This window comes from Peptoniphilus hominis (ex Hitch et al. 2025) (assembly GCF_040096015.1).
Lineage (GTDB): Bacteria > Bacillota > Clostridia > Tissierellales > Peptoniphilaceae > Peptoniphilus_A > Peptoniphilus_A hominis.
On the sequence record NZ_JBBMFO010000006.1, the window covers coordinates 1 to 22,031 of the forward strand.

Genomic DNA, 22,031 nt, shown 5'->3' on the forward strand with positions numbered 1-22,031 from the left:
AAAAGTGCAGTAGCAAGTGCAGCATATATAAGTGGAGAAAAAATAAAAAATGAATGGGACGGAGTAACCCATGACTATACAAGAAAAGAAAAAGTATTAGTAAAAAATATAATATTGCCTGATCATATACCAAAAGAATTTAATGATAGGTCTACCTTATGGAATAAAGTAGAAATGGCAGAAAAAAATTCTAATGCACAACTAGCAAGACAATTCATAATAGGACTACCAAAAGAATTATCTTTAATTGAAAATAAAAACCTAGTCGAAAGATTTATAAAAGAAAATCTAACATCACAAGGAATGATAGTAGATTATGCAATTCATGATGAGAGTCAAGATAAAAATGGAAATATTCATTGTCATATAATGACCATAATGCGACCCATAAACGAAAAAGGAGAGTTCTTAGCAAAATCAAAAAAAGAATATATCCTAGATGAAAAAGGAGAAAAAGTATTAAACAAAAATGGAAAACCTAAAACAAGAAAAGTAGAACTAACAACCTGGAACGATAAGGGCAATGTAGAAAAATGGAGAGAAAATTTTTCAGACCTTTGCAATGAATATCTAGCAAAAAACAAGATAGAAAAAAGAGTAGACCATAGGAGTTTTAAGAGACAAGGCATAAAACAAATACCAACAATACATCTAGGAGCAAGTGCTAGTGCAATGGAAAGAAAAGGGATAAGGACAGAAAAAGGAGATATAAATCGTGAAATAAAAAAACAGAATGAACTATTAAAAAACATAGGCAATGAAATAAAGAAAATAACATCATGGTTAGCAGGCTTTAAAGATAAGCTAAAAGAATCATATAAGGAATATAAAGACCAAAGTAAAAAGCAAATCGAAAATAAATCAGGACTCTTTAACCTCTATGAATATTTAAGCTTCTATCAAGAAATGCAAGAAAATAATAGAGCTGGATTATCATTTTATGGGAAAAGAAACAAAGCAATCTATGATCTAAAAAGATATGCAAGTGGAATAAATTATATAAGAGAAAATAAAATAAAAACCATATCAGACCTACAAGGGCATATAAACACCCTAAGAAGTAAAAACTCTGAAATATATAAGACCATAAAAGAAAACAGTCAAAAGATAGAAGACCTTAATAAGTGCTTAGCCTATGCAAAGACTGTAAGAAAAACAAAAGCAACCTACCAAGAATATGAAAGCAAGAAAATATTCAAAGAAAGCTTCTACAAGAATAATCAAAAGGAAATAGACCAACATATAAGGGCAAGAACCTTAATTGAAAAAATCAGTGGAAAGAAAAATTTAAGAGAAAAAGAATGGTTAGGAGAAATTAAAAACTTAGAAGATGAAATAAGCAAATTAAATACAGAGTCAGAAAAGATAAGAGAAAGATACAAGGAAATAAATCATATTAAATATGCAGTAGAAGTAGTGAATAAAGAATATGGTATCGACCTATCCATAGAAATTGACAAGGCGATTAAGAGAGGAGAGAAAGAAAGTATCATAGAAAAGATAAAAGAGTACAAGCAAGACAGTGACAGTTTTAATAAAAAAAGACAATCAGTCAAAGACTATTACAAAAATCAAGAAAGATAAGACCTGGTAAAAATATCTTATCCAAGCTATAATATGACCAAGATAATAAAGGCAGATCTAGGAGGTAATAGAGATGAATAAAAGGCAAGAGCTAATAGATGAACTAATAAAAGCGGATCAAGATGGAATATACAAAACATATAAAAGCACAGAAGAAATAAAAGCGATGAACAATGAAGAAGTACAGATATTATATTCCAACATGCAAAACTATCTATCAGACAAAAGAACACACACAAACTACTAAAGGTGGAAAGGTATTGTAAGCTATTTTAAATTATAAAAGGTACAAATACCTAAGAAAACTATAAAAACATCAAAATAAAGCATTCCACCACCAACAACAAGCAAATAAAAACAATCAAAGGGAAGTATAGAAAAATTAAAGCCTATACTTCCCTTTTTTTAATTCAAACAAAGGAGAGAAAACATGATAAACGAAGAAATAAGCAAAGAAGCAGGTCAAGCAGCACAAACCATAATATCATACACAATAAAGGCAGCAAAAGAATCAATAAATCTTGAAAAAGAAATAAGAAAAAAGATGAATGAAACTTTAGAAAAAGCAAACGGAAACCTAAAAAGCCTTATGGGCGATGAAATGAAAATAAAAGACCTCTACAAAAAAGGACAACTAGAAAATATAAGCATAGATCAAAGCGACCTCAAAGACTTAAAAAAAGAACTAAACAAACTTGGAATAAGTTTTTCAGTAATGAGAAACAAAGAAACTCAAAACTATGAAATATTCTTCCAAGCCAAAGACATAAAAGTAATGGAATATGCCTTTAAGCAAGTCATAGCCAAGGAAAATAAAAAAGAAAAAGAAAGTATCCTAAAGCAAATAAAGAAATACAAAGACCTATCCAAGAACAAGGATAAGACAAAAGAGAAAGTCAAAAGGAAAGTAAAAGAAAAAGTAAAACCAAGTAAAACAGATATGACCAGAGAAATCTAAGGGAGTAACGAAAAGTTACACCCTTAAATACCTATAATAACAAGACTTCTGAAAATCGGAAATCAAGAATTTCGATTATCGAAAATCAAGAAAGGAGCAGATATGGCAACAAACAAAAGATATTATTGGATAAAATTAAAAGAAGAATTTTTCACAGACAAAATAAACAGAGGACATTGTCCTTAATGAGTCCAACCCATGTCCGACAAGAGATAGAGATAGAGAAAGATATAGAGATAGATAATGAGAGAGAGGGAGAGATAGAAAAGATTTAATATTTTTGGTATAATTATAGAAATTAGATTTTGAAAATATTATGGATAATTGGCTTAAGAGCTGTAAGCTAAATGAAATAAAGAGAAAATGGCTACAACTTGTAGCCCCAAAAATATATAGGAGGTGAATTTTGTGGCAGAACAAAACAAGGAAATTGTAGTTATAGATGAAACTACAATTAAAAGTAAGATTTACTATATACGAAATCAAAAGGTTATGCTTGATTTTGAGCTTGCTGAAATATATGGGTATGAAACAAGAGCTTTTAATCAACAGGTAAAAAGAAATAATGAAAAATTTGATGATGATTTTATGTTTCAATTAACCGATGAAGAAGTATATGAACTTTCAAGATCACAAAATGTGACCTTGAAGAGAGGAACAGGTAGAGGAAGTAATATAAAGTATAATCCATATGCCTTTACAGAACAGGGAATATATATGCTCATGACTGTATTAAGGGGAGAACTTGCAGTTAAACAGAGCAAGGCTTTAATACGAATGTTTAAGCAAATGAAAGACTTTATTATTGAAAATCAAGATTTTATCAGTTCAAAAGAATTAGTACAAATTGCCATTCAAACCAACCAAAACACAAAAGATATTGCAGAAATAAAATCTCAAATGGCTACAAAAGAAGATTTGAAAAAGGTAATGGACAATTTTATAGACCCGGAAACATATAAACATTTCCTCTTGATGAATGGAGATAAGATAGAAGCTGATGTTGCCTATACAAAAATATATAAATCAGCAAAGAAAAGCATTTATGTAATAGATAACTATGTAGGACTTAAAACATTGGAACTTTTAAGAGCTGCAAGAGATAAGACTCAAATCATAGTCTTTAGTGATAATGTCAAGAACAAGGATATGCTTACAAAAAATATCTTAGATGATTTTAGAAAAGACTATCCCAATATAGACCTGAAACTGAAGATAGCAGGTAAAAAATATCACGATAGATATATAGCAATAGACTATGGAACAGAAAATGAAGCCTTTTATCTTTGCGGAGCATCGTCAAAGGATGCAGGAAATAAAATATCAAGTATTACCAAGATAGAAGAATCTTCTAAAGATATGTACCATGATATGTGTTAGTAAGATGTTAAATAATAAAGACTTAAAAATTTAATATATAATGATGTTAAATCATAGCAATACACAAGGCGGTAGAATTAAAAACTATCGTCTTTTTTTATTTGAAGAAAGGTAGGAGAGCATGGCAGATAAAAGAATGTTTTCACTAAAGATAGTGGATAGCGACTTATTTTTGGATATGCCACTAAGTAGTCAATGCCTGTATTTTCATCTATCAATGAGGGCAGATGATGATGGTTTTGTGGACAATCCAAAGAAGATAATAAAAATCATAGGAGCAAATGAAGATGACCTAAAAATCTTAATAACAAAAGGCTTTGTGATAGTCTTTGATCAAGGAATTATCGTCATTACTCATTGGAAGATAAATAACTTTATTAGAAAAGACAGATATAAGCCAACAATGTATATAGAGCAGAAACAGCAGCTTTATCAAACGGACAATGGAGCATATATTTCAGAAGAAAAAGTTGGTTGTCATCTGGTTAACCAAAGGTTGTCAAGTGGTCAACCCAGTATAGATAAGGGTAGATTAGATAAGGTTAGTATAGATAAGGGGAGAGAAGAACAGTCCACTCCCATATTCTATGGAGAATTCAAAAATGTAAGGCTAAGCAAAGAAGAATATCATAAGTTAAAGGGTAAGCTGCAAAGTCATACAGATACAATGATTGAAAAGCTATCAAGATATATCAAAAGCTCTGGGAAATACTATAAAGACCATTATGTAACAATCCTTAATTGGTATGAAGAAGATAAAGACAAACTAAGACAGAAAGGTGGAAATAAAAAAATGAACTATGATGTAGGAGAATCTTTATAGATAAAAAGAGGTGGAAAGGCATTATTAAAGACTTTAAGTATGAAAAGGTATAAAAGTATGCCAGAGATAATAAAAAGATAAATATGACACTTTAAAGGCGATTAGAAAATTAAAAATCTAATCGCCTTTTTTTTATTGCATGAAAGGATAAGCTATGACAAAAAGACAAACAAAATATATTGTAAAAAGAAATTATGATAATAGAAGAACAGACACAGACGCTTTTCTAAGACTAATAAAAAAATCAAGCAAATTAAGTAAGGACAATGAAATTGAGTATAACAAATATAATATTGATAGTAATAAAAAAGAGTGCTATAATAAAAATAGTTTTAGAGAAAGTTGTGTTATTTCCGAAAACTCAAACAAGGAGGAATAGGAAATGATACAAACAAATTCAAATCACTTTTCATTCAAAGCTGCAATTTATTGCAGACTATCTAAAGATGATGAGCAGAAAGGAGAGAGTGCCAGCATACAAAACCAAAGGGAGCTTTTAGAAAACTATGTAAAATCAAGAGGTTGGAGTATTTACGATGTATATATAGATGATGGATATACTGGATTAAATACAAATAGACCGTCATTTCAAAGACTAATTAGAGATATTGAAAATAAAAAAGTGGATATAGTCATCACTAAGGACTTATCAAGGCTTGGAAGAAACTATTTGCAGACTGGATACTATACAGAAAATTTCTTCCCAAAGAACAATGTCAGATATATAGCTTTAAATGATGGAGTAGATACCTTTCAAGAAAACAACGAAATAGTTCCTTTTAAAAATGTTTTAAACGAGTTTTATTCAAGAGATGTTTCTAAAAAGATGAAATCTGCCTATATGACAAGAGCAAGGCAAGGGAAATTTATTGGTTGTCTTGCTCCAATAGGATATAGGAAAGATAATGATGATCCACATAAATTAGTAATCGATGATGAAACTTCATGGATTGTTGAAAAAATTTTTGATCTTGCTTTTAGTGGTTATGGAGTACAAGCAATTAGAAGAAGACTTTTTGAAGAAAAAATACCTACACCTACCTGGTGGAATAGAAAAAAAGGACTTAGAAATAAAAAAACTAAGTTAGAAATGACCGTAGATGGTGGAGAGTATTGGTGGGATTGCACAACCCTAAAAGAAATTATTGAAAACCCAGTTTATATTGGTCATATTGCTAGTCAAAAAGTTAATTATAAATTCAAAGTAGGTTGGTTATCCGATAAACCTAAAGAGGAATGGATAATAGTAGAAAATACACACGAACCAATTATTTCTGAAGATATTTATAATATAGCAAATGAAAAATTAAAGAGCAGGAGAAGACCATTTAAAAATGGAGAAGAAAGTATATTTGCAGGCATTGTGAAATGTCCCGATTGTGGAAAATCTTTAAATCTTGGAAGAAACAAATCGAAAAAAAGAGAAAAGTTACTCACTTGTAACACTTATAGAAGATACGGAAAGTCATTATGTAGTCAACATAGAATTTATTACGATACTCTTTATGAGATAGTGCTTAAAGATATTAGAAAAAATGCAGAAATAGCATTAAAAGATGAAAAAGAAATCATAAAAGCACTTGAAAAATCACGAGAAATTGATAATGAAGAAGAACAAAAATTTATTATGGATAAGATTTACGAAGATCAGATAAGAGTAGAAGACTTAACTAAAAAGATTGAAAGACTATATGATGACTGGCTCGATAACAAGATAAGTGAAAGTAACTTCCAAAAAATTCTTGAAAAATCACAAAACGAACAAGATTATCTAAACCAAAGAATAGAAGATAATCAAAAATTGATTGTTAAAGAAGATCTTGAAGATATTAATGTCAAAAAATGGATTGAACTCATAAAAAAACATAAGGATATAAAGAAGCTGGACAAAGAAACCTTAAACGAACTCATCTCAAAAATCTACGTTCACGAAAAAGAAGTAGTGAATGGAGAAATCACCCAAACAATTGATATTTACTACAATTTCATAGGAAATACAGACACACTACAAGTATTTTACAATCTCTAATTAGGCATAAAGCAGCTTATGGCTGGAGGGGGAATTGTACTCATAGGTTTAAAACTAATACCGCTATTAGCAAACGTGTTAAAATAAAATGTTTAATATAGTAGATAAGATCAAAGAGTTTTTTTCGGAGATACTTATTGATATGATCAAGGAAAATTTAAGCGGAATGCTCCTTGATATAAATGACAAAGTATCAACGATAGCAAATGAGGTAGGAAAGACTCCGAGTGGATGGAACTCGGAGGTTTTCCACTTCATAAAGTCTATTTCAGAAAATGTTATACTTCCCATAGCAGGTCTTATCATAACGGCCGTACTATGTATTGAATTAATTCAAATGGTAATGAACAAAAATAATATGCATGACACAGATACCTTTGATTTTTTTAAATATATGATAAAAATGTGGATAGCAGTATGGCTTGTATCTCATGCTTTTGACTTTTCTATGGCAGTATTTGATGTGGCACAGAATTTAATAGGAAAGGCAGCAGGTGTGGCAAATGCTAGTGCAAAAGTTTCTCCGGGTGATATAGCTAATATGGTAGATAGCCTAAAAGGAGAGTCAATAGGAAAATTAATGACTATAGTACTAGAGACATCAATTGTAAAGATGATAATTCAAGGGATATCAATACTCATTACAGTTATTCTATACGGCAGGATGATAGAAATATATATTTATACTTCAGTTTGCGCAATACCTTTTGCCACAATGGGTAATAAAGAATGGGGAAGTATTGGAACAAACTATATAAGAGGGCTCTTCGCACTTGGATTGCAAGGTTTATTCTTACTTATATGCGTAGGAATTTATGCCGTACTTGTTAAGACTTTAAATATATCAGACATACACAAAAGTATTTTTGAATTACTAGGATACACCTTGATACTCGGTATAACTATGATGAAATCAGGAAGTATTGCAAAATCAATTTTAAATGCTCATTAATAAAAAAGGAGAAGATGATGAAAATTAGAAGAAAAAAGGACAAAAAAATTAATCTAAAAACACTTGGAACAATAGGACTCCCAATACTTTTAATAGGAGGATATATTACAAGAGAAATACAAAATAGAATGATTATAAGAAAAACATCGGAAGTTTTAGATAATAGAGAAGAAACGAATGAAAAAGTCTTAGAAATAGCAGTGAATATGGGAAAATCATTAGAAGATCTGAACAGAGAAGATATATATGGCTTTTACTTAGAGGGGTTAGAATAATGGCTTATGTAAATGTCCCAAAGGACTTAACAAAAGTAAAAACAAAGGTAGCTCTAAATCTAACAAAAAGACAATTAATTGGCTTTACAATTGCAGGTCTAATAGGCTTTCCAGTATATTTAATGGTAAAAAAAGTGCTGCCTAATGACCTATCTATGTTAATTATGATAGGTGTGTCTTTTCCTATAATATTTGCAACTCTTTATGAAAAGGACGGGATCTATTTTGAAAAATATTTAAAGTATATTATAGATAAGAAAAGACAGACAAGTATAAGGATATACAAGACAGAATGTATTTATGATATAAAGAAACAAAGAAAGGAAAGGAGTAAATGAATCAAATACAGAAAAAACAACAGAAAAAATTAAATCAAGAAAAAAGAAATTTAAAAAAACAAAAAGAAGATTTAAAAAGCATTAGTATAAGTCAAAAAAAGATGAAAAAAGCAAATATTTCTAAAGAAAAAGGAAAGCCCAAAAAGAAGCTTTCCTTTTTTGGTGGGAAGAAGAAAAAGAGCGTTCAGGAAACAATCCCTTATTTAAGAATGATGAGAAATGGGATTTGCCAAGTTGAGAAGAATAAATTTAATAAAATGATACGTTTTTTAGATATTAACTATCAGCTTTCCACAGAAGAAGATAAGGAAAGTATATTTAATGAATTTTCAAGTTTTTTAAACTATTTTGATCCAAGTGTTGATATAGAACTTTCATATATTAATCGCATAGGAAAAAATGAAGAAGTAGAAAAAAACATCAATGTTCCGGATAGAAACGATTCATATAATGAAATACGAAAAGAGTACAGGGAAATGCTAAAAAACCAGAGTCAAAAAGGAAATAATGGACTTACTAAATATATGTATATCACCTTTAGCTTACAAGCACAAGATTTAAAAGAGGCTACTACAAGACTTGAAAGAATGGAAATGGATATATTAAATAACTTTAAGCAGATGGGAGTAAAAGCTTATGTATTAAGTGGATATGAAAGGTTAAAGGTTATTCACGATATATTAAATCCGAATAAGAATTTTGTTTTTTCCTTTGAAGACCTAAAATATAGTGGACTATCTACTAAGGATTATATAGTACCAGCATCATTTAACTTTTCATCTCACAATCAATTTAAAATTGGAGAATACTTTGGAGAAGTAAACTTTCTGCAAATTCTAGCACCTGAATTATCAGATAGATTATTATCAGAATTTTTAGGAGTTGAAGAAAATATGATTGTAACATTTCATATAAATTCAATTGATCAAACAGAAGCTATAAAGATGATTAAAAGAAAAATAACGGACTTGGATAAAATGAAAATTGAAGAAAATAAGAAGGCTATAAGATCAGGATATGATATTGATATTCTTCCAAGTGATTTAATTACCTATGGTAATGATGCTAAGAAACTATTGGTAGAACTTCAAAATCATAATGAGAGAATGTTTGTCATAACTATTTTGTTTACAAATATGGAAAAAAGTAGAAAGAAATTGAGTAATATAATCTTTCAACTAAATTCAATAGCAGGTAGGCATAATTGTGTATTGAAAAATCTTAACTATAGACAGGAACAAGGACTAATTTCATCCCTACCACTTGGAAAAAATGAAATCGAAATAAAAAGAGGACTTACAACTAGCTCTACAGCAGTCTTTATTCCTTTTACAACAGAAGAGCTGTGCTTAGAAGGAGAGAGCTTATACTACGGATTAAATGCTTTAAGTCGTAACATTATTATGACAGATAGAAAGCTTTTAAAGAATCCAAACGGTTTAATACTTGGAACGCCTGGTAGTGGTAAATCTTTTTCGGCTAAAAGAGAAATTACCAATGCTTTTTTAATCACACAAGATGACATCATTATCTGTGATCCGGAAGGTGAGTATGGAAATTTAACTAAGGCACTAGGTGGAGAAGTTATAAAAATATCGCCAACAAGTAAGGATTATATAAACCCGTTGGATATAAATGTAGACTATGCCGATGAAGACAATCCCTTATCTTTAAAGTCTGACTTTATTCTTTCACTGTTTGAACTTGTAGTAGGAAAGGAAGGATTAAGTGCAGAAGAAACTTCAGTAATTGATAGATGTCTTCCAATATTATATAAGGATTACTTCGACAATCCAATTTCTGAAAATATGCCAATTTTAGAAGATTTATATAATTTACTTTTAAAACAAGAAGAAAAGGTAGGGAAAAAATTAGCTGTAGAAATGGAAATTTATGTCAAAGGCAGCCTCAATGTATTTAACCATAGGACTAATGTAGATACAGGAAATAGAATTCTTTGTTATGACATTAAGGAATTAGGAAAGCAACTTAGAAAAATAGGTATGTTAATTGTTCAAGATCAAGTGTGGAATAGAGTAACTATTAATAGAAATAAGAAGGAAACCAGATATTACTGTGACGAATTCCATTTGCTTTTAAGAGAAGAACAAACAGCCTCATATTCCATAGAAATTTGGAAGAGATTTAGAAAATGGGGCGGAATTCCAACAGGATTAACACAAAATGTAAAGGACCTTTTAGCCAGTCCCGAAATAGAAAATATATTTGATAATACAGATTTTATCTTAATGCTTAATCAAGCATCTGGAGATAGGGAAATTTTAGCTAACAAGTTAAATATATCTCTTTATCAGTTATCCTACGTCACAAATTCCAATGAGGGAGAGGGATTACTATTCTACGGAAACACAATAGTACCTTTTGTAGATAGATTTCCTAAAGATACAAAATTGTATAAGTTAATGACAACTAAACCAGAAGAATTAAAGGAAGGGATAGAAATTGATAGACAGAGAGAAGTTAAAAACTAACTATATTATTAATTTAGATGCAATTTCTGCTCTAAAGGAATTTCCAGATAAAACATTTGATTGCTGTATTACATCTCCTCCATATTATGGACTTAGAGATTATAAAGCAGAAGGACAAATTGGAAGAGAAGAAAGTCCGGAGGAATATTTAAATAAATTAATTGAAGTCTTTAGAGAAGTAAAAAGAGTATTAAAAAAAGAAGGAACACTTTGGGTAGTTATTGGAGATTCTTATGCAGGGACAAGAAGCAAAAAAGAATATAAAGATCCTAAAAATATAGAAGGAAGAAGTGGTCAAAAAGAGTCTATTACAGAAAAACTCAGTGGCTACAAGGCAAAAGACTTAATGGGGATACCTTGGCAACTAGCTTTAAAATTAAGAGAGGACGGTTGGTATTTACGAAGCGATATTATTTGGCATAAGGAAAATGCCATGCCTGAGTCTTGTAGAGATAGACCATCAAGGTCTTATGAACATATCTTCCTACTATCAAAAGCAAGAAAGTATTTCTATAACTTTGACGCTATGAAAGAACCAATAAAAGAAATAAGCAAGAAAAGATATATGAGGGCAAGGGGAAATAATAATAAGTATTTACAAGAAGGCACAGGAGCTAAAAGACAGAGCATAAATGAAGCAAGAGAGTATGGAGAATATATAGGAGATAATGTCCCTAAGTTTAGAAACAATAGAGATATTTGGACTATTAACACCAGTGCGTTTAAAGGAAAACACTATGCGGTATTTCCACCAAAACTGGTAGAACTTTGTATAAAAGCAGGATGTCCTAAAAAAGGCTTAATTCTTGATCCTTTTATGGGTTCAGGAACTGTTGGAATGGTAGCTATTAGGATGGACAGAGAATATATTGGAATTGACATAAACAAAGACTACTGTCAAATAGCTAAAGAAAGGATAGAGAAAAATATGAAATAGGAGGTATATATGAAAAAGAAAGGGAAAGTAAACCCAAGAGATGTACCAAAGACCAAACTTATATCAGAAAAGAAAGAAGAAAGCAATGAAAAATTCAGTAGTACAGAGAGAACATCAGATTTTTCAAAAAAAGAAATTAATAAAGTAAAAAGCAGGAATAACATAGACAATAATGATGAAAACTCTAAGTATTATTCATCTCATTTGCAAGAAAATAGTCAGGATTTACTCAACGAAAAAGATAAGTCAAATAGAGGAAGAAGACAAAGAAAAAACCATGAGGAAAAATTTTCAGAAACTTTCTATCATAATGAATATCAGCCAGAATATTCGCAACAGCAGCATAGAAAAATGGAAGAAAATGAGGAAAGTAGATATGGTGAATATCACGGGCAAGAAACAGAATATAGGCTAAGTAATTTTAAAGAAGATTTTAATGATGGAGTAATTTCAAATAACTCTAATATAAAAAGTAGCATTTCTCCTCAAAAAAATTGCAAGGGGGATAGTAATTTAAAATGGAAGAAAAACGTTGAGAGTGAAACTTTTAATGATGTGCCAGAGAAAAAAATAAGGAGATTTAGAAAAGAAGATAAGAATTTTAATAGAGAGGTAAGTTCAACATATGATCCATTATCACAGGACTCAGATAATGATGGTGTCATAGATCGCTATGACATGAACTTTAGTGATAGCAATGTATCCTATAGGGATACAAGAGATGACTATAAGTATTTACCATCTTCTGATGTGCAAAGAAAAAATTGGGATGGTTATTCTATTCTTGGTAAGAAAGGGAAAGAAAGCTTTCAAAAAAACACCTTAAAAAAACTTTATCAATCTCAAAGTCAGTTTAAGGATAAAGGGGAAAAAGCAGAATTAAAATCTTTAAATGGGAAGTTTAGAAGAAAAGATCTATCATATAAGGCAAATGAAGAAGATAAAAAAATAATTCAAGACCTGAATACTAATAAAAAACAAAATAGCAAATATTTCAAAGGCAAAGTTAGAAATTTAGAAGAAAAAAATATGCTAATGGGTAGGGTTTCTAGTGGGAAATTTAGACAGGATAGCCTATCTGAAGGATTTAAAAGTGAATCTGAAAAAAATAAAGATAAATATAATATAAATAAAAAGAATCAAGAAAAAATAGGCACGAAAAAAGAAATCTTCAAACAGGAAAAAAACGTAATAAAAAATGAGAATCTTGAAGTAGATGAACTTGATTTAAATCATAGTGGAATTTCTAATAAAAACAAGGGAAAGAAAAGACAAATAAAAGACTCTTTTGATAATACTATAAAGAAAAGCAACTTTGATCCAAAGAAAGAATACACCAGGACAAAAAAAGAAGTACAGGATTCTAAAAATGTATCTGAAGAAAATAAGGTAGATACAAAAAATAAAACTAAATTCCATTCTAAAAAAGATAACAAAAGTGAAAAAGATAAGTTTTATAAAAAGGAAGAAAAAATATCAAAACTATATGAGAAAAAGAATAAAAAGGAAAAAGAGTTAATTAAGTATAAGAAAAAGTCAAAAAAATCGGGTTTAGAAAAACCTATTACTTTTGCGAGTGCTATGACGGCAAACTACCTATATAGTGGGAAAGATGATAATGCAGGCGTTAACGCTGCTTATAAGCTTAGTAGAACTACCGAAGCTATTGGCAGAGAAATTAGCCATCTTAGAAGAAAAAAACCTTTAAAAACTCAAAGAAAAATAAAATCTTTAGAAGGAAAAATTTATAAGAAAGAAAGTAAACTCCTCTTTCAAAGAAATTTTGAAGAATTGAAGAAGACTAAAGCTTATCAAAACTCTAATAAATTGAATCGATTTTTTATGAAAAAGAAGTTTCAGAGAGATTTTAGGAAGAAACACGGGGAAGGTTTAGTAAATAGAATAAAGAAATCTTTCGCTAATATTGGAAAGAAAACATTGGAAGTTTTAAAAAACAAAGGATATAAGCAAATTTTAATTGCCCTTTGTATTTTAGGACTTTTTTTTATGCTATTTCAAGGAATTAGCAATGTTGGCAGTCTTACTTCAGGATTAACAAGTAATGTTATAGCTACAAGCTATCTATCAAAAGAAGAAGTTTTAATGGATATTAATAATGAATTTACAAGTTATGAATATGCATTACAAGATGAAATAGATAGTATTAAAGAAAATTATCCAAATTATGATGAATATCATATAAAAGGAGATTCTGTTGGTCATGATCTACACGAGCTTTTTAGCTATTTAACAGCAAGATATGGAGAGATTAAGTCAGCTGAAGAGATACAAAAAGAATTAAAAAAACTATTTAATCAAATGTATGAGAAAAAATATACTTCAAAGTCTATTACAAAATATGACAGTGAAGGAAATCCATATACCTATAGAATTCTAACATTAACTATAAAAAAGAAAAGTATTGATGAAATAGCAAGAGAAGAATTTGCAAACTATGAAACAAATATGGCTCATTATTTAGCATTACTTGATAGTCAGGGAAATATGAGTGGATATTTTGGATCAAGCTATGGGAACTTGGGAGAGATTATAGACAATCCAAACTTTGGAAATCCCGGTCTTGCTTTTGATTCTGAAACTGCCAAAGCCTTATTTAATGAAGCAGAAAAACATATAGGCAAAAGATATGTGTTTGGAGCAAGTGGACCATCTAACTTTGACTGTTCAGGTTTTGTATGTTGGTCATTTACAAAGTCTGGTGTAAAGAGAATGCCAAGAACTACAGCTTGGCTTATTTATAAAAACTATTGTAATCCAATATCTCCAAGCGAGGCAAAACCTGGGGATATTATTTTCTTTAAAGGCACATATAATTCCGGTACGCCAATTTCTCACGTAGGGATATATGCCGGAAATGGAATGATGCTCCATGCAGGAGATCCTATCCAATATACCAGTATAAACTCAAAATATTGGAAAAATCACTTTTATTCCTTTGGTAGACCAAAATAAGGGGGGAGTAAAAATCTATGAATAAAAAATTAATCAGAAACATAGAAAAACAGAAGAATTTAAGAAAGAAAAAAGAAGAAATTGAAATAGAACTTCAGTTATTAGTAGAGGAACAAGAAGAAATAGAAAATTTAGAGGTCATCAAGGAATTTCGAAGTCAAAAAATATCTCTTGATGAATTTTTATTTATTGTTAGAAAAAATAAGGAAGAAGAAAATAGAGAAAGACAAGAACTTAAAAGAAAAGATACAAATGAAAGTGAGGAAAATTTATGAAAAAAATAACAAGTGGAATTTTAGCTGTGATAATGCTACTTGTAAGTCTAGTGAATATAGTGGCTGTAAGTCCTGTATATGCAAGTACAGATTATAAGGTAGAGTGGACGGAAGATGATTTTATGTATTCCTCTGAGGGAAATATAATTGCCTTTAGTGATAAGGGCTTAGAAAAGAAAGAAAAGACAAATATTCTAGTATTTCCTGAAGGAACGAAATCTATAAATGGAAATTATTCTTTAAGTCATTCAAATGATGAACTTAGATATAAAAGAGAATTTGGACGTGGCAAACATTGGGATAAAGTAATTATTCCTGATTCTGTTAAGCATTTAGGTTATGCTGCCTTTTACGAAGCAAGTATAGATGAAGTAAAACTGTCAAATAGTCTAACTTATCTTGGTGGTTTAGCATTTTTCAATTGTGGACTTAGAGAAGTAACTTTACCTGATACTTTGGTAAATATTGAACATAATGCTTTTGAAAGAAATAACCTTCAAGAATTAACTATACCTAAGTCTGTGAAGACAATTGAACAGTATGCTTTTTCAAGAAATAAATTGCACACTATAAAAGTTTTAGGCAATCCAAATATTAACAGTAAGGGAGTATTCCATAATCAAGAAGTTGAGTATAGACCAAAACAAAATCCATTTTACGAAAATCATTTTGGTTTCAACGGAAATCAAGGATTCAAATTTATTCCTAATGGATTGAGGTATGAAAATGGAGAGTTTGTCTTTGATAAGAATGTAGATAGTGTAGAAGTTGAATTTGATTATAACAATGATATGTATCAAGGAAAGATGACTATATACAATCCAAATAAATATTCCATTGATACTCAAACAGATTTAACAGGACAAGATATTGATGAAAAGGACAATAAGATTGATGATTTAACTAAAAACATTAAGGATTTAGAAAATCAGATCAAAGATTTAAATGATAAAAAACAAGAAGACCAATCAAAGATAGATGAGTTAAAGGAAAAGTTAGAATCTTGCAAAGATAATGGAGAGAAACTAAAACAAGAAAAAGCTAAGCTAGAAGAAGAGATTAGAAATAAAGATAATAAGATTGCTCAATTGAATAAAGAAATTGAGGAACTTAAAAATTCTAATAATGATGAACTAATAGCAGAAATTACTCAGCTTAAAGATGAATTAAAAAGATTACAAGATGAAAATGCAAAACTAAAAGAAGATTATTCATCTACAAAATGGGAGTTAGAGGCTGAGAAAGAAAAGACCGATAAAAACGAAAATAAAATCAAAGAAATGCAAGAAAAGCTCGAGTCTTTAGAAGGAGAACTTGCAAAGAAGACTAAAGAAATTGAGGATAAAGATAATAAAATTAAGGGTTTGGAAAAAGCTCTTGATGAAAAAGATACTAAGATAAAAAACTTAGAGTCTAAAAGGAAAGAGACAGAAAATTCTAAGTCAGAATGCTGTAAGAAAATTGAACAGCTTCAAAAGTCTATTGATAGTTTAAAAGAAACTTCTGAAAATACAAAAAAAGAATTAGAAGAGAAGATTAAAGAACTAGAAGAAAAACAAAAAGCTTCTGAAGAAGAAATTAAAAAGCTAAAAGAAGATTTAGATAAGAAAATTGAAGAAGCAAAGAAGTTAATCGAGGAAGCAAATAAAAAATCGAAAGAAGAACTTGAGAAACAAGCTAAAGATGAAAAAGACAAAAATCTAAACCAAGACTTATCTAAGAAATTAGATGAACTTCTAAAACTCCAAAAAGAAAATAAAGAGAAGAAAGAAGATAAGAAATCTCAAGATAAGAAGTGGGACGAAACTTTGAAAGCTGATGACAAGAATATCCTAAATCAATTTGATCTTAACAAGATGAAAAAGCAAGAGGAACAACAAGGCAAAAAACAAGTTAAAGATGAAAAAGAATTTGCAGTTTTCCAAGTAGACAAAAACTTTTATAACATTATCAACAAAGATGGTAAGACAACAGTATATATGGATGTAAAGACTTATGTAGATCAAGGAAGAACTATGATTCCAGTAAGATATATTGCTTATACTCTAGGTTTTAATGTTGAGTATGACAACTCTACTCGTGAAGCTATTTTCTCAAATAAAGAGAATAATATCTTAGCAAAAAAGACATTAAGACTAAATATTGATACTGGTGTCATGAAAGATTCAGATGGAAAGGTCTACAATTCAGATGTTAAGCCAGTTATTATAAATGGAAGAATTCATGCTTCAATTTCAAATATTGCTAAAGCTTTTGGAGCAAGTCATGGAGATATTAAAGATGGCAAAAATCAAACAATAGAATGGGACAATACTAGAAAAGCAGTCTATGTATTTAAAAATGTAAAATAAGAAAGGATAGAAAAATGAATAAGAGTATTAAACGAGGAGTAGCCATAGCGTTACTCCTTTTTACATTTACAGTACCAGCAACTACATTTGCGATGACAAATGAAGATCAAATAGAAAGTCAAAACGAATCAATCTATGAACCACAAAAAGAAGAATTTGAAAAAATGTTGAAAGATGATGTTTTTACACCATCAAAAGAAGAGATTCCTTATCAAGATGTTCCAAGAATACCAGGAAATATAAGTGAAGCAAACAAGCCTTCAAATAATACTCCTAAGAAAACACCACTTGTAAAAGGTGGTAATACTAAGGCAGTAAATAATCTTGCGACACAAGAAAATAAGGCAAGAGGTTCAGTAATTGAGAATGTAGATAGGAATGGAAAAGATATTACACCAAGTGGAGATACAGAAAAAGATAAAGAAAATCCAGTAGATGTAAGACAATTTTTAACATTTCAAACTAAAAGTGGAAAAACTATGCACCTCATTGTAGATCATTCGGAAAATCAAGAAAATGTACAATTACTAACAGAAGTTGGAGAACAAGATCTACTAAATATGATTGAAGGAGAAAGTGAAGCAAAGCCAAAAGAAGAAGTAGTAAAAAAAGAAGAACCGGTGGAGGAAAAACCGAAGAAAGAGGAGAAAGAAGAAAAGAAATCAGGGATAGGACTTTATTTATTTATGGGTTTAATTATTGTTGGTGTAATGGGTGCAGGATATTACTTCAAAATCTATAAAAAAAATGAAGAAGCAAGTTTTGAAGATGAGCAAGATTATAATGAATTAGAAGATGATTATGAATCTGAAGGGGAGGATTATGATCTTGAAGATAAGGAAGATACAGAAATTATTCCAGATGAAGATGAATTTTAATCTTCTCAATGATTTAAGCAGTAGATTAAGGAAAACAATAAACTCAATTATCGTATAAATTTATAAACATACGATAGAAAAGTACAACTACAATTCTGGAACTTTAATAAAAAACGATGAACAAAACGACAGCCCAAACTTAATATATAAGGAAAGCTAAGTAGAAATGATGGATTATATAATTAAGAATTCGCTGATATTAAATTTCTTGATAATTTTGAAATAAATTGGGCTAGAAATTCAAATGTTTGTTGCAAACACACTTATAAAAGTATATAATATAAGTGTAAACGCAACAAGGGGATGAATATAATGAATTATAGAAAGCAAATTGAAATACATCTAAAAAAATCAGGTGGAATTATAACATCTGCTTATTGCAGAGAAAATAACATACCTACAGTATATTTAAGTAGACTAGCAAAAGAGGGAAAATTGTTTAGAGTTCAAAAAGGAATATATATTATTGAAGAAAGTGATTACGATGATTACTATTTTTTTCAATATCAGTATAGAAAGGCGATATTTTCCTATGAGACAGCTTTGTTCCTACTTGGGGTAACGGATAAAATTCCATGGAGAAAAGATGTTACAGTATACAATGGATATAAATTTAATGAGAAGCAAGATACACTTAATATCAATTATGTAAAAAAATCTATTTATAATCTAGGAATTATACAGAAAAAAACAATGTTTGGAAACATTGTGAATGTTTACTCCTATGAAAGAATACTTTGTGATTTTATTTATAACAAAGAAAAAATGGATACTGAAGTTTATGTAAAACTCATTCGTTCCTATTCTAAATATAAGGATAAGGATATACATTCTCTATATGAAATAGCAAGAAAAATGGGAATAGAAGATAAAGTAAAGGAAGTTATGGAGGTGGTATATGAATAAAGCAAAGTTAACCGCCATTTGTCATAATATAAGTAAAGAATCAGGACTCCCATTTAATTCAGTAATGTTATATTATTTTTTGGAGAGCATATTAAAAAAATTAGCACAGAGTAAGTATCATGAAAAATTTATTTTTAAAGGAGGTTTTCTTTTATCAAATGTAGTAGGCATAGATTCAAGAAGTACAGTAGATATAGATTTTCTTTTAAGAAATATGCATTTATCAGAAGAAAATGTATTAAAAACAATACAAGAATCACTAGAAGCAAGTTATTCAGATGATATATCCTATAAAGTACATGGAATAAGTAAAATCAAGGAAGATGACCAGTATGGAGGGTTTCGTGTAAGTATACTTTGTAGGATGGAGAATATAAGACAAATTGTACCTCTTGATATTGCAACAGGTGATGTTATCACACCACATCCCATAGATTACAAATATATAAGTGCTTTTGGGCAAGAAGATATTTTAATTAAAGCCTATCCTATTGAAACAATTGTGGCAGAAAAAATTCAAACAATATACTCTAGGGGGTTTTTAAATAGCAGAAGTAAGGATTACTACGATCTTTATATAATTTATAAATTAAAAGATAAAGAAGTTGATACCAAGATATTAAAAGAAGCATGTATTAGAACTTTTGATTATAGAAAAGCGGAGTTTGATATAGATAAAATCATCAGTTTAATGAGAATGTTAAAAACAGATCAAGCTTTTTTAGATAGATGGAATTCTTATTCGAAGAAAAATCTTTATGCTAGAGATATAAAGTTTGAAGATGTAATAGATAATGGAATAAATATTATAGATAAAATAAAAAATCAGTAGAGCTATAAAAAAATGAGGGATTGAAAATTTAATCTCTCATTTTTTTATTAAAAAACTAAAGGAGGAAAAATGAAATTAGTAATCGCAGAAAAACCAAGTGTTGCAGCATCAATAGCAAAAGTTATAGGAGCAAAAAATAGAAATAATGGATATTATGAGGGAAATGGATATATTGTTTCATGGTGTGTTGGACATTTAGTACAAATGGCAAATCCTGATGTGTATGATGAAAGATATAAGAAGTGGAGAATTGAAGATTTACCTATTATCCCAAAAGAATACAAGTATGAGGTAACGAAGACAACTAAAAAACAGTTTAATATTCTTAAAAGGCTAATGAATAGTATTGAAGTTGACACCATTATTAATGCTTGTGATGCTGGTAGAGAAGGAGAATCTATCTTTAGACTTGTATATATGATGGCAAATTGTAAAAAGAAAATGAAACGTCTTTGGATTTCCTCAATGGAAGATTCTTCCATAAAAGAAGGATTTAGCAACTTAAAAGATGGAAGTAACTATGATAATCTTTTTGATTCAGCTAAGGCTCGTGCCATAGCTGATTGGCTTGTTGGAATGAACATAAGTAGACTTTACTCCTGTCTATATAATGAAAATTATAGTGTAGGAAGAGTACAAACACCAACTTTATCAATGATTGTGAATAGAGATGATGAGATAAATAGTTTTAAAAAAGAAAAATATTATACAGTGGAGATTTCCATGAATGGATTAACACTGTCGACAGATAGAATTGATGATAAGATAGTGGCAGAGCAGCTAAAAAACTTAATTGAAGAAAGAATTGAAATAACCGATGTAATTAAAAAAGAAAATATCACAAAGCCTAATCTACCACTTGATTTAACAACACTTCAAAGAGAATGTAATAAGTATTTTGGATACAGTGCAAAACAAACACTAGATTATGCCCAAAGTCTGTATGAAAAGAAGTATATTACCTATCCACGAACAGATTCAAGATATTTGACAGTAGACATGATAGAAAGCACTGTAAATAATATTATAGGGAAAAATGATTTTGATACAGAAAGAATTAAGGTAGTTTTTAATACTGAAAAAGTTACAGATCATCATGCAATAATTCCAACGATAAGTTCGTTAAATAAGGATATTTCAGATCTTCCGGAAAGTGAAGCCAAAGTATATAGACTTATAACAAATAAACTCTATGCAAGTTTTGGATACCCACTTGTAGAAAATACAACAAAGATAGTGGCTGAATTTGACGGGTTTGAATTTATAAACACTTATAAAATAATTGCTGAAGAAGGATTTACAAAATATTTAGAAGAATATAAATCAAAGAAGAAAGAAGATATACAACTTCCTGATGTAAAAATAGGAGATTTTTTATATATTGAAAATAAAGATATAAAAGAGAAGTATACAAATCCACCTAAACACTTCACTGAAGACACACTCTTAAAAGCAATGGAAATAGCTGGGAATGATGAATTAGTTAAGGATGTTGAAGTTGAGAGAAAAGGACTTGGTACTCCTGCTACAAGAGCGGGAATAATAGAAAATTTGATATACAAAGGTTATATAAAAAGAGAAAAGAAAAATCTAATATCAACTAGAAAGGGATTAAACCTAGTGACTATAGTTATAGATGAGTTTAAATCTCCAAAGACAACAGCAAAATGGGAAATGAGATTAAGTGATATAGCAAAGGGTAAGGAATATAAAGAGAATTTTTTAAAAGAAATTGAAGAAGAAATAAAAAATACCATAGGTAAATACTATAAGTAAATTGATTATAAAAACTTGAATATAATTATAGGAATGAAGAAAGGAATGATTTATGAAAGAAATAGGGTATAATATAAGTGATAAAAGAGTAGGTATTAGGAAATTTGCTTATTTGACATTACTATAAATATACGTTATACTCTTATCAGATAAAGATGGTGTCCCGCTACCGTTAAAGGTGGAGCATTAAAGAAGGTGTATCACTACCTACATCCCAAAGGTAAAATATTAAAGCAAACAGAGAGGTTAAAACCTTTCTATTTTTTTATTCC

Annotated in this window: 19 protein-coding genes and 1 pseudogene; all 20 read left to right on the plus strand. The window is 29.5% G+C overall.

The window, feature by feature from the left end:
* Positions 1-1,584, plus strand: a 1,584-nt coding sequence (mobQ, locus tag WMO19_RS03285) for a MobQ family relaxase (RefSeq protein ID WP_349170189.1), incomplete at its 5' end; no start/stop codon positions are given.
* 73 nt (positions 1,585-1,657) lie between these two features.
* The gene (locus WMO19_RS03290) at positions 1,658-1,831 is read left to right on the plus strand and encodes a hypothetical protein (protein ID WP_349170190.1); all 174 of its coding nucleotides are present in this window, start codon (positions 1,658-1,660) and stop codon (positions 1,829-1,831) included.
* 183 nt (positions 1,832-2,014) lie between these two features.
* Complete coding sequence (locus WMO19_RS03295) at positions 2,015-2,542, plus strand: PcfB family protein (protein ID WP_349170191.1); 528 nt, start codon at positions 2,015-2,017, stop codon at positions 2,540-2,542.
* A gap of 408 nt (positions 2,543-2,950) precedes the next feature.
* A pseudogene (locus WMO19_RS03300) lies at positions 2,951-3,956 on the plus strand (ORF6N domain-containing protein).
* Between the two features lie 87 nt (positions 3,957-4,043).
* On the plus strand, positions 4,044-4,745 hold the full coding sequence (locus WMO19_RS03305) for a replisome organizer (protein ID WP_349170192.1): 702 nt from the start codon (positions 4,044-4,046) through the stop codon (positions 4,743-4,745).
* 154 nt (positions 4,746-4,899) lie between these two features.
* Positions 4,900-5,124, plus strand: a complete 225-nt coding sequence (locus WMO19_RS03310) for a hypothetical protein (RefSeq protein ID WP_036757784.1) — start codon at positions 4,900-4,902, stop codon at positions 5,122-5,124.
* A gap of 3 nt (positions 5,125-5,127) precedes the next feature.
* Entirely contained in the window at positions 5,128-6,774 is a 1,647-nt protein-coding gene (locus WMO19_RS03315; RefSeq protein WP_349170193.1) for a recombinase family protein, read from the plus strand.
* A 6-nt stretch (positions 6,775-6,780) separates the two neighbouring features.
* Positions 6,781-6,861, plus strand: coding sequence for a Maff2 family mobile element protein (locus WMO19_RS03320; RefSeq protein WP_202947905.1), 81 nt, complete (start codon positions 6,781-6,783; stop codon positions 6,859-6,861).
* Position 6,862: 1 nt separating this feature from the next.
* Positions 6,863-7,726, plus strand: coding sequence for a VirB6/TrbL-like conjugal transfer protein, CD1112 family (locus WMO19_RS03325; RefSeq protein WP_004838430.1), 864 nt, complete (start codon positions 6,863-6,865; stop codon positions 7,724-7,726).
* Positions 7,727-7,743: 17 nt separating this feature from the next.
* A complete protein-coding gene (locus WMO19_RS03330) occupies positions 7,744-8,001 on the plus strand; it encodes a hypothetical protein (RefSeq protein ID WP_019107263.1) in 258 nt (85 codons plus the stop codon).
* Positions 8,001-8,339, plus strand: coding sequence for a PrgI family protein (locus WMO19_RS03335; protein ID WP_002838958.1), 339 nt, complete (start codon positions 8,001-8,003; stop codon positions 8,337-8,339). Before WMO19_RS03330 ends, WMO19_RS03335 begins: the two co-directional genes overlap by 1 nt.
* Positions 8,336-10,831, plus strand: coding sequence for a VirB4-like conjugal transfer ATPase, CD1110 family (locus WMO19_RS03340; RefSeq protein WP_349170194.1), 2,496 nt, complete (start codon positions 8,336-8,338; stop codon positions 10,829-10,831). Before WMO19_RS03335 ends, WMO19_RS03340 begins: the two co-directional genes overlap by 4 nt.
* The gene (locus tag WMO19_RS03345) at positions 10,803-11,768 is read left to right on the plus strand and encodes a DNA-methyltransferase (protein ID WP_060799613.1); all 966 of its coding nucleotides are present in this window, start codon (positions 10,803-10,805) and stop codon (positions 11,766-11,768) included. The genes WMO19_RS03340 and WMO19_RS03345 overlap by 29 nt, the downstream gene beginning before the upstream one ends.
* Before the next feature lie 9 nt (positions 11,769-11,777).
* Positions 11,778-14,741 carry a C40 family peptidase gene (locus WMO19_RS03350; protein ID WP_349170195.1) on the plus strand — a complete coding sequence of 988 codons (2,964 nt, stop codon included), beginning with the start codon at positions 11,778-11,780 and terminating at the stop codon, positions 14,739-14,741.
* 17 nt (positions 14,742-14,758) lie between these two features.
* Positions 14,759-15,016: a hypothetical protein gene (locus tag WMO19_RS03355; protein WP_004837916.1), complete on the plus strand. Its 258-nt coding sequence runs from the start codon at positions 14,759-14,761 to the stop codon at positions 15,014-15,016.
* Entirely contained in the window at positions 15,013-17,367 is a 2,355-nt protein-coding gene (locus WMO19_RS03360) for a leucine-rich repeat protein (RefSeq protein ID WP_349170196.1), read from the plus strand. Before WMO19_RS03355 ends, WMO19_RS03360 begins: the two co-directional genes overlap by 4 nt.
* 14 nt (positions 17,368-17,381) lie before the next feature.
* On the plus strand, positions 17,382-18,245 hold the full coding sequence (locus tag WMO19_RS03365) for a CD1107 family mobile element protein (protein ID WP_349170197.1): 864 nt from the start codon (positions 17,382-17,384) through the stop codon (positions 18,243-18,245).
* A 312-nt stretch (positions 18,246-18,557) separates the two neighbouring features.
* Positions 18,558-19,151, plus strand: coding sequence for a type IV toxin-antitoxin system AbiEi family antitoxin domain-containing protein (locus WMO19_RS03370; protein ID WP_349170198.1), 594 nt, complete (start codon positions 18,558-18,560; stop codon positions 19,149-19,151).
* A complete protein-coding gene (locus WMO19_RS03375) occupies positions 19,144-19,983 on the plus strand; it encodes a nucleotidyl transferase AbiEii/AbiGii toxin family protein (RefSeq protein ID WP_349170199.1) in 840 nt (279 codons plus the stop codon). Before WMO19_RS03370 ends, WMO19_RS03375 begins: the two co-directional genes overlap by 8 nt.
* Positions 19,984-20,052: 69 nt before the next feature.
* Complete coding sequence (locus WMO19_RS03380; RefSeq protein WP_349170200.1) at positions 20,053-21,759, plus strand: DNA topoisomerase 3; 1,707 nt, start codon at positions 20,053-20,055, stop codon at positions 21,757-21,759.
* The last annotated feature ends 272 nt before the right edge of the window (positions 21,760-22,031 follow it).

Excerpts from the sequence above, each read along its gene's own strand:
- WMO19_RS03290 (WP_349170190.1), top strand. The coding sequence starts at position 1,658 with ATGAATAAAAGGCAAGAGCTAATAGATGAACTAATAAAAGCGGATCAA.
- WMO19_RS03295 (WP_349170191.1), top strand. The coding sequence starts at position 2,015 with ATGATAAACGAAGAAATAAGCAAAGAAGCAGGTCAAGCAGCACAAACC.
- WMO19_RS03305 (WP_349170192.1), top strand. The coding sequence starts at position 4,044 with ATGGCAGATAAAAGAATGTTTTCACTAAAGATAGTGGATAGCGACTTA.
- WMO19_RS03310 (WP_036757784.1), top strand. The coding sequence starts at position 4,900 with ATGACAAAAAGACAAACAAAATATATTGTAAAAAGAAATTATGATAAT.
- WMO19_RS03315 (WP_349170193.1), top strand. The coding sequence starts at position 5,128 with ATGATACAAACAAATTCAAATCACTTTTCATTCAAAGCTGCAATTTAT.
- WMO19_RS03325 (WP_004838430.1), top strand. The coding sequence starts at position 6,863 with ATGTTTAATATAGTAGATAAGATCAAAGAGTTTTTTTCGGAGATACTT.
- WMO19_RS03330 (WP_019107263.1), top strand. The coding sequence starts at position 7,744 with ATGAAAATTAGAAGAAAAAAGGACAAAAAAATTAATCTAAAAACACTT.
- WMO19_RS03335 (WP_002838958.1), top strand. The coding sequence starts at position 8,001 with ATGGCTTATGTAAATGTCCCAAAGGACTTAACAAAAGTAAAAACAAAG.
- WMO19_RS03340 (WP_349170194.1), top strand. The coding sequence starts at position 8,336 with ATGAATCAAATACAGAAAAAACAACAGAAAAAATTAAATCAAGAAAAA.
- WMO19_RS03350 (WP_349170195.1), top strand. The coding sequence starts at position 11,778 with ATGAAAAAGAAAGGGAAAGTAAACCCAAGAGATGTACCAAAGACCAAA.
- WMO19_RS03355 (WP_004837916.1), top strand. The coding sequence starts at position 14,759 with ATGAATAAAAAATTAATCAGAAACATAGAAAAACAGAAGAATTTAAGA.
- WMO19_RS03360 (WP_349170196.1), top strand. The coding sequence starts at position 15,013 with ATGAAAAAAATAACAAGTGGAATTTTAGCTGTGATAATGCTACTTGTA.
- WMO19_RS03365 (WP_349170197.1), top strand. The coding sequence starts at position 17,382 with ATGAATAAGAGTATTAAACGAGGAGTAGCCATAGCGTTACTCCTTTTT.
- WMO19_RS03370 (WP_349170198.1), top strand. The coding sequence starts at position 18,558 with ATGAATTATAGAAAGCAAATTGAAATACATCTAAAAAAATCAGGTGGA.
- WMO19_RS03375 (WP_349170199.1), top strand. The coding sequence starts at position 19,144 with ATGAATAAAGCAAAGTTAACCGCCATTTGTCATAATATAAGTAAAGAA.
- WMO19_RS03380 (WP_349170200.1), top strand. The coding sequence starts at position 20,053 with ATGAAATTAGTAATCGCAGAAAAACCAAGTGTTGCAGCATCAATAGCA.